General features: G+C 72.6%; 5 protein-coding genes. All 5 read left to right on the top strand.

Annotated elements, in window-relative coordinates; translation table 11 throughout:
- Positions 1-1,581: alpha/beta fold hydrolase (locus ACFWR9_RS42300; protein ID WP_383852905.1), on the top strand; the 1,581-nt coding region annotated here is incomplete at its 5' end.
- On the top strand, positions 1,574-3,118 hold the full coding sequence (locus ACFWR9_RS42295) for an FAD-dependent monooxygenase (protein WP_383852902.1): 1,545 nt from the start codon (positions 1,574-1,576) through the stop codon (positions 3,116-3,118). The genes ACFWR9_RS42300 and ACFWR9_RS42295, both read left to right, overlap by 8 nt.
- Positions 3,119-3,316: 198 nt before the next feature.
- Complete coding sequence (locus ACFWR9_RS42290; protein WP_383852899.1) at positions 3,317-3,616, top strand: hypothetical protein; 300 nt, start codon at positions 3,317-3,319, stop codon at positions 3,614-3,616.
- 302 nt (positions 3,617-3,918) lie between these two features.
- Positions 3,919-4,713: a thioesterase II family protein gene (locus ACFWR9_RS42285; RefSeq protein WP_383852896.1), complete on the top strand. Its 795-nt coding sequence runs from the start codon at positions 3,919-3,921 to the stop codon at positions 4,711-4,713.
- 188 nt (positions 4,714-4,901) lie between these two features.
- A complete protein-coding gene (locus ACFWR9_RS42280) occupies positions 4,902-5,354 on the top strand; it encodes an SMI1/KNR4 family protein (RefSeq protein WP_383852908.1) in 453 nt (150 codons plus the stop codon).
- Positions 5,355-5,854: the final 500 nt, after the last annotated feature.

Below are 5,854 nucleotides of genomic sequence, written 5' to 3'. Positions count from 1 at the left end.
GCGCGCCACTCGCTCGCTGTCGCCGCCCGGCGGGCGCGGGGGGGATTTACCAAACTCACCCACACCCCCGCCCGCGGGGGGGGGGGGGGGCGGCGCCCCGCCCCCCCCCCCCCCCCCAACGCCCACCTCGACGCGCTCGCCGCGCACCGCCGCGCGCTGGGGCTGCCCGCCACCTCGCTGGGCTGGACCGCGTGGGCACATGCCGGGCGCGACGCCGAGGAGGTGGCGTTCGAGGAGTCGCGCAGGGAACGTCTCGTCCAGCGCGGGCTTCCGGGGCTCGACCCCGGCCTTGCCCTGCTGGCCGTCCAGGAGGCCGTCGAACGGCGGGACTCGGCGCTGGTCGTCGCGGACGTGAACTGGGAACGCTTCCTGCACCGCTACACCGCGACCCGGCCCAGCGCGCTGCTGGAGGAGATCCCCTCGGTGGCACGGCTGCGGCAGCGCGCGGCAGCCGGGGGCAACGGGACCGAGACGGCTGACGGCGCCGGGCAGGCGCTGAAACGGCTGGCCGAGCTGCCGGCGGCCGAGCGGGAGCGGGCGTTGCTCGACCTGGTGCGTGCGGAGGCGGCGGCCGTACTCGGGCACGCCTCCGGCGAGGCCGTCGATCCGAGGCGAGGGCTGCTGGAGCTCGGCATGGACTCGCTGACGACGCTGGAGCTGCGCAACCGGCTCGCCGCGGCGACCGGTCTGTTCCTGCGGCCCGACGCCGTGTTCCGCAACGGCAGCGCGGAGGCGGTCGCCCAGTACCTGTGTACGCAGCTCCCCGAGAGCGCTGAGGCGGTGACGGCGCCGTCCCCCGGCTCGCCGTCCGGTCCTTCCGGGCTGGCCGCGCTGTTCCAACGGGCGCTCGACTCCGGAACGACGGTGCGGTTCACCGACCTGCTGGGCGACGCCGCCCGCTTCCGGCCGGCGTTGTCCGGAACCATGCCGGAGCCGGTGCGGCTGGCCGAAGGCCGGGGCGGCCCCGCGCTGTTCTGCCTGCCGACCGTGCTGGCGACCTCAGGGCCCCACCAGTTCGCGCGCTTCGCCGCGCACTTCGCCGGCGAGCGCGACGTGTGGGCTCTGCCGCTGCCGGGCTACCAACCGGGCGAGGCGCTGCCCGCCACCCTCGACGCGCTGCTCGACGCGGCGGCCGTCACGATACGCCACCACGCCGGCGGCGGCCCGTACGCGCTCGTTGGCTACTCCTCGGGCGGCCTGCTGGCCCAGGCGGTGGCCGCGCGGCTGGAGGACGCGGGCGAAGGCCCGGTGGCAGTGGCGGCGATCGACACCTCGCCGCTCAGCCGCCGCCTGCTGGTCCAGCTGGTACCGGAGCTGCTGGGCCGCCTGGGCGAGCTGAGCGGCACGGACGGAGTGGACCCGGGCCTGCTCCTGGACGACGACCGCCTCACCGCGATGGGCGGCTATCTGCGGCTGCTGACGGACGTGACACCCGAGCCCGTCAAGGCCCGCACACTGCTGCTGCGCGCGGGTGTGGACATCCCCGGCGACCACTTCTCCGTCATCGAGGCGCACGCCGACACCACAGCGCGGTCCATCCATGACTGGCTCGACGCAACGCGGAGTGAAACCCATGAGTGACATACGTGACACGAGGGACACGAACGACGTGCCCCAACGGCCCTCCGTGCTGATCGTCGGCGGCGGCACCTGCGGTCTGGCCGCCGCCTGCGAGCTACTGCGGCTCGGCGTCTCCGTCCGGCTGCTGGAGAGCGAGCCGGAGCCGAACAAGGGCTCGCGCGCCATTTTGCTGTGGCCGCTGGGACTTGAGGTACTGCGCGGCCTCGGCGTACTGGCCGAGGCCCAGGCGAGCGGCGTCATCCTCCGCTCCCTCCACTACCACCTCGACGGCGGCCGGACCCTCCACAACGACATCGGCCAGGAGAACGAGGCGCTGCTGCTGCCGCAGGAGCAGACCAGCGCGTTGCTGGAGGGCGTACTGGAGAAGCTGGGCGGCCGGGTGGAGCGCGCCCTTCAGGTCACCGACGTGTCGCCGGGCGAGGGCTCCGTGACCGTGAAGGCCCAGGGGCCCGGCGGCACCACCGAGCTGATCGAGGCGGATTGGCTGATAGCCGCCGACGGCGTCGGCAGCACCGTCCGGGAACGGCTTGGCATCGAGTTCCCAGGCGTCACGCTGCCGACGCTCTACCTCGCCGCCGAGGGCCGCATCGACGGCGGCGACGCCGGGCGCGGCGCCGTCCACTACTTCCTGCGCTCCACAGGACCCATGGTCTACGCACCGCTGGCGGGCGGCATCACGCGTCTTGGCACCCCCGTGCCGCCGGACACGCCGCTGACGCCGGAGACCGTGCAGTCGCTGCTCGGCCGGCGCGGACCGGCTGGGGCACGGGTGCAGGATCTGCACGAGATCAAGACCTTCGGCAGCCAGGAGCGGATCGCGACACGGCTGCGCCAGGACCGCTGCTTCCTCGTCGGCGACGCCGCCCACACCCACTCGCCGATCGGCGGCCAGGGCCTCAACCTGGGCCTACAGGACGTGCACAACCTCACCTGGAAGCTGGCGGGCGTGATCCAGGGCCGGTTCGCCCCCGCGATCCTCGACACCTACGAGGCCGAGCGCCGGTACGCCGCCGAGCTGATCGTCCGCAACACCCGGGGTTTCACCCGGATGTTCACCCTCAAGCCGGCGCAGGCGCGGCTACGGAACGCCGCCTGGCGCTTCCTGGAGGTGTCCGGGGTGCTGCGGCGGCGACTGGTTCCGCTGCTGGCGGGCTGGCGGGTGCGCTACCCCGAGGGCCTTGTGGTGCGGGAGGAGGGAAAGTCCGGCGGGTCCTGGAAAGGCAACCGCGTACTGCCGCCGCCCGGTTCGCGCGCGCCGCACTGGGTGACCGCGCCGGCCGGGGACGCGGCGCGCCAGGCCACGTTCCGGCTACTGAGCACGGGCGCCAGGGCCGACCACATGCACCGGGCAGCGGCCGCCGCCGCCGGCCGGCTGCCGGGTCTGGTGGCGCACGAGCGCGTCGGCCGGCACCGCCCGGGGTTCCTGCTGCTGCGCCCCGACGGGTTCGTGGCCGCCAGCGGCACGACCCCCGCCGCCCTGGAGCGCGCCGAGCGGTTCCTGGCGGGCCTGGCGGACACGGCCGAGGTGGCTGCCTGATGCTGCTGGCACGCCACGAGACGAAGAGGACGCCGGCCTTGCGGCGGGCCAGGTCGGGTCGTTGTCGACGCGACGGGAGAGCAGCGGCCGGCTGCGGTCGCCGCGGGCCTCGAGCCGGCGGTAGTCCTCCGTCCCTGCCCCACCCTCGCAGCCCCAAAGTCGCGAACTCGTGGGACGCACTCAAGAAGGTAGGACCGCATGAGACGCAGGGCACGGGCCCTACTGGCACAGGTGTGGGAGATGCTCGTCATCTTCGGGCGGCTCAGCGCGGGAGAGAACCCGGTCCAGGTCACCGGTTCCGGCCAGGGTTCCCGGCCGTCCAGACAGTCCCAGCGGTCGAGGCCGCCCCAGCCCGCCGGGCATCCCGCGACACTGCCCGGCCACCCCGAGCGCGTGCCGTCGGCGAACGAGTCCACCCCGGAGAGTCGGGCGTTCTGGGCACAAGTGGCCCTGACCGACGAGATCCCGCCTCCCGGCCGTCGCGGCCCACGCACGTGAGCCGTGGCACCGGACGCGGCCACGGGCCCGTATCCAACGATGACCCCTTCTCAGGGGTGGGCAGACTCCAGGGGTTCCGGCAGAAAACTTGCACCGCGATAATCTCGTCCATCACCGCCGGAAGCACTCTTCCCCGAAGAACCGTGATTCCGCACCAGCCTCACCTGCCCCAGGACCCCGGTGGAGTGGTGCCCCGACCCCTGCGGTGAGTGGCAGACCGCGGACCCCGGCCCGCGCGCGCCCGTCGGCAGCCGCCGAGCCACCGCCCAGCCAAGATCACCGCCACCACCACAGGGGGAACCATGACGCGCGACACGCAGGCCGAGACCTGGCTCATGCGCTTCGGCCGACAGCGGGGGGACGGCCCGGCGGTCGTCTGCTTCCCGCACGCCGGCGGGTCGGCGAGCGCGTTCGTCGCACTCGACGGTGAGCTGGCACCGCACTGTGACGTGCTGGCCGTCCAGTACCCGGGACGCCACGAGCGGTACCGGGAGCAAAGCGCCCTGACGATCGAGGAGTTGGCCGACCCGATCGCCCAGGCACTGAACGAGGAGCTGCACGGCCGTGAGCGGCCGTACGCCCTCTTCGGGCACAGCATGGGCGCGGTCGTGGCCTTCGAGGTGGCACGGCGGCTCGAGCGTGGCGGTCACGGGCCGGCCCACCTGTTGGTGTCGGGCCGGGCCGCCCCTTCGGACCCTCGTACGGGGAGACTGCACCGGCAACCGGACGATGCCCTGCTCGCGGAGCTCGACCGCCTCGGCGGAACTCCCGAGGGCCTGCTGCAGGACGCGGATGTGCGCGCGCTGCTGCTGCCTCCGCTGCGCGCCGACTACCGGGCCGTGGAAACGTATGTGTACGCCCCGGGTCCCGCGCTGGCCTGTCCGGTGACGGTGCTCGTGGGCGATCGCGACCCGATGGTGTCGGTCTCCGAGGCGGCCCGCTGGCAGCGGCACACGGCCTCGGCGTGTGCCGTCCGTGTGTTCCACGGCGGCCACTTCTACCTGTGGGACCACGTGGCCGAGGTCGCCCGGACCGTCACCGCATCCCTAGGACGGAAGGCCGCACGGCGACCCGGCGCCGAGCGCCGGGTGCCGTGACGGTCACAGCGGTGCCCCCCGCTGTCACGGCTGTCGCGCCCTGGCGATCTCCCGGTTGCTGTGCGAGCCGGCCCGGATCCGGGCAGTCCTCGAGGCTCATGCCATGATCCGGCCTCATGAGTGACCGTTCGCTTTCGCCCGCCTGGCTGGCCTCGTGGACCCGCAGGGTCTCGGAGACCCTGCAGGCGATGACGGACGAGTTCGAGCGCCGGCACGGCTTTCCCCCGGGAGCCAACGAGGTCCGGCTGGCCGGCCACGCCGACCGGGCCGCGGCTCGCACGCTTGCCCAGGCCGCCATCGTCCCTGCCGGCCTGGGCACCTTCTACGACAGCATCGGCGACGTCACCCGGGCGGACGTCGGCAACGGCTACTTCGTCGACCCGGCAGCTGATGTCCTTCTGCGCTTTCAGCAGTACGGCGCTGTCGATGTCGGCGCGGACCAGAGGGGCGGTGGCCTGGTCATCGGCTCGAACGGTGGCGGCCTGTCCTGTGTTGCCGGCCCTGGCGGAGTGATCTACCGGACGCGAACGGCGTCTCTGACCGAACCCGGGCTCGACCGGGTGGCTGATGACCTGCGGCAGTTTCTCGAGCTGCTGGAGCGATCCTTGACACGGTTCGTCGCCAACGGCGAGGTGGAGTGATTCGGCTGTGTGTGACGCCGTTACGCTGGGGCCGTGATGATCAGGGGACAGGCAGATGGTGGCCCGCCGCTGCACTGACCGTTTCCGCGGTACTCACCTCAGGGTGTACGTACTCGGTCGATACCGACGAACTGCCCGGCATGTACCGCAACGACGCGAATCGTCGACAGCAGCTCGTCCAGCGACTTCATCTACCTGGATGTCGATGGCCGTGGCATCGGTGAGATTTCCGGTATCCAGCTGTACACGAGCGGCCGAGGGACGGTGGAGTTCAGCACTCCGGACGAGCCGTGGTCCTTGGTGCTCACCAAGTGTCCGCCCAGTAGATCAGCGTGCCCAGTCCGGCGTGTGGTGGCACCGCAGCCGGCGGCGGCAAGGTTTCTTCAAGCTCCGAACTGCATCGTTAGAGCGTCTCTAGAATTCTGTGGTTGCCCGGGTGTTTCGGGCTTTTCGGGCGCGGCGTGGCCGTGTGCGGTCGCCTTGCCCTGGTCCGATCCTCG

The organism is Streptomyces sp. NPDC058534, from assembly GCF_042717365.1.
Classification (GTDB): Bacteria; Actinomycetota; Actinomycetes; order Streptomycetales; family Streptomycetaceae; genus Streptomyces.
Note: the sequence above shows the minus strand (reverse complement) of the source record. Positions and strands in the feature narration are given on the sequence as shown.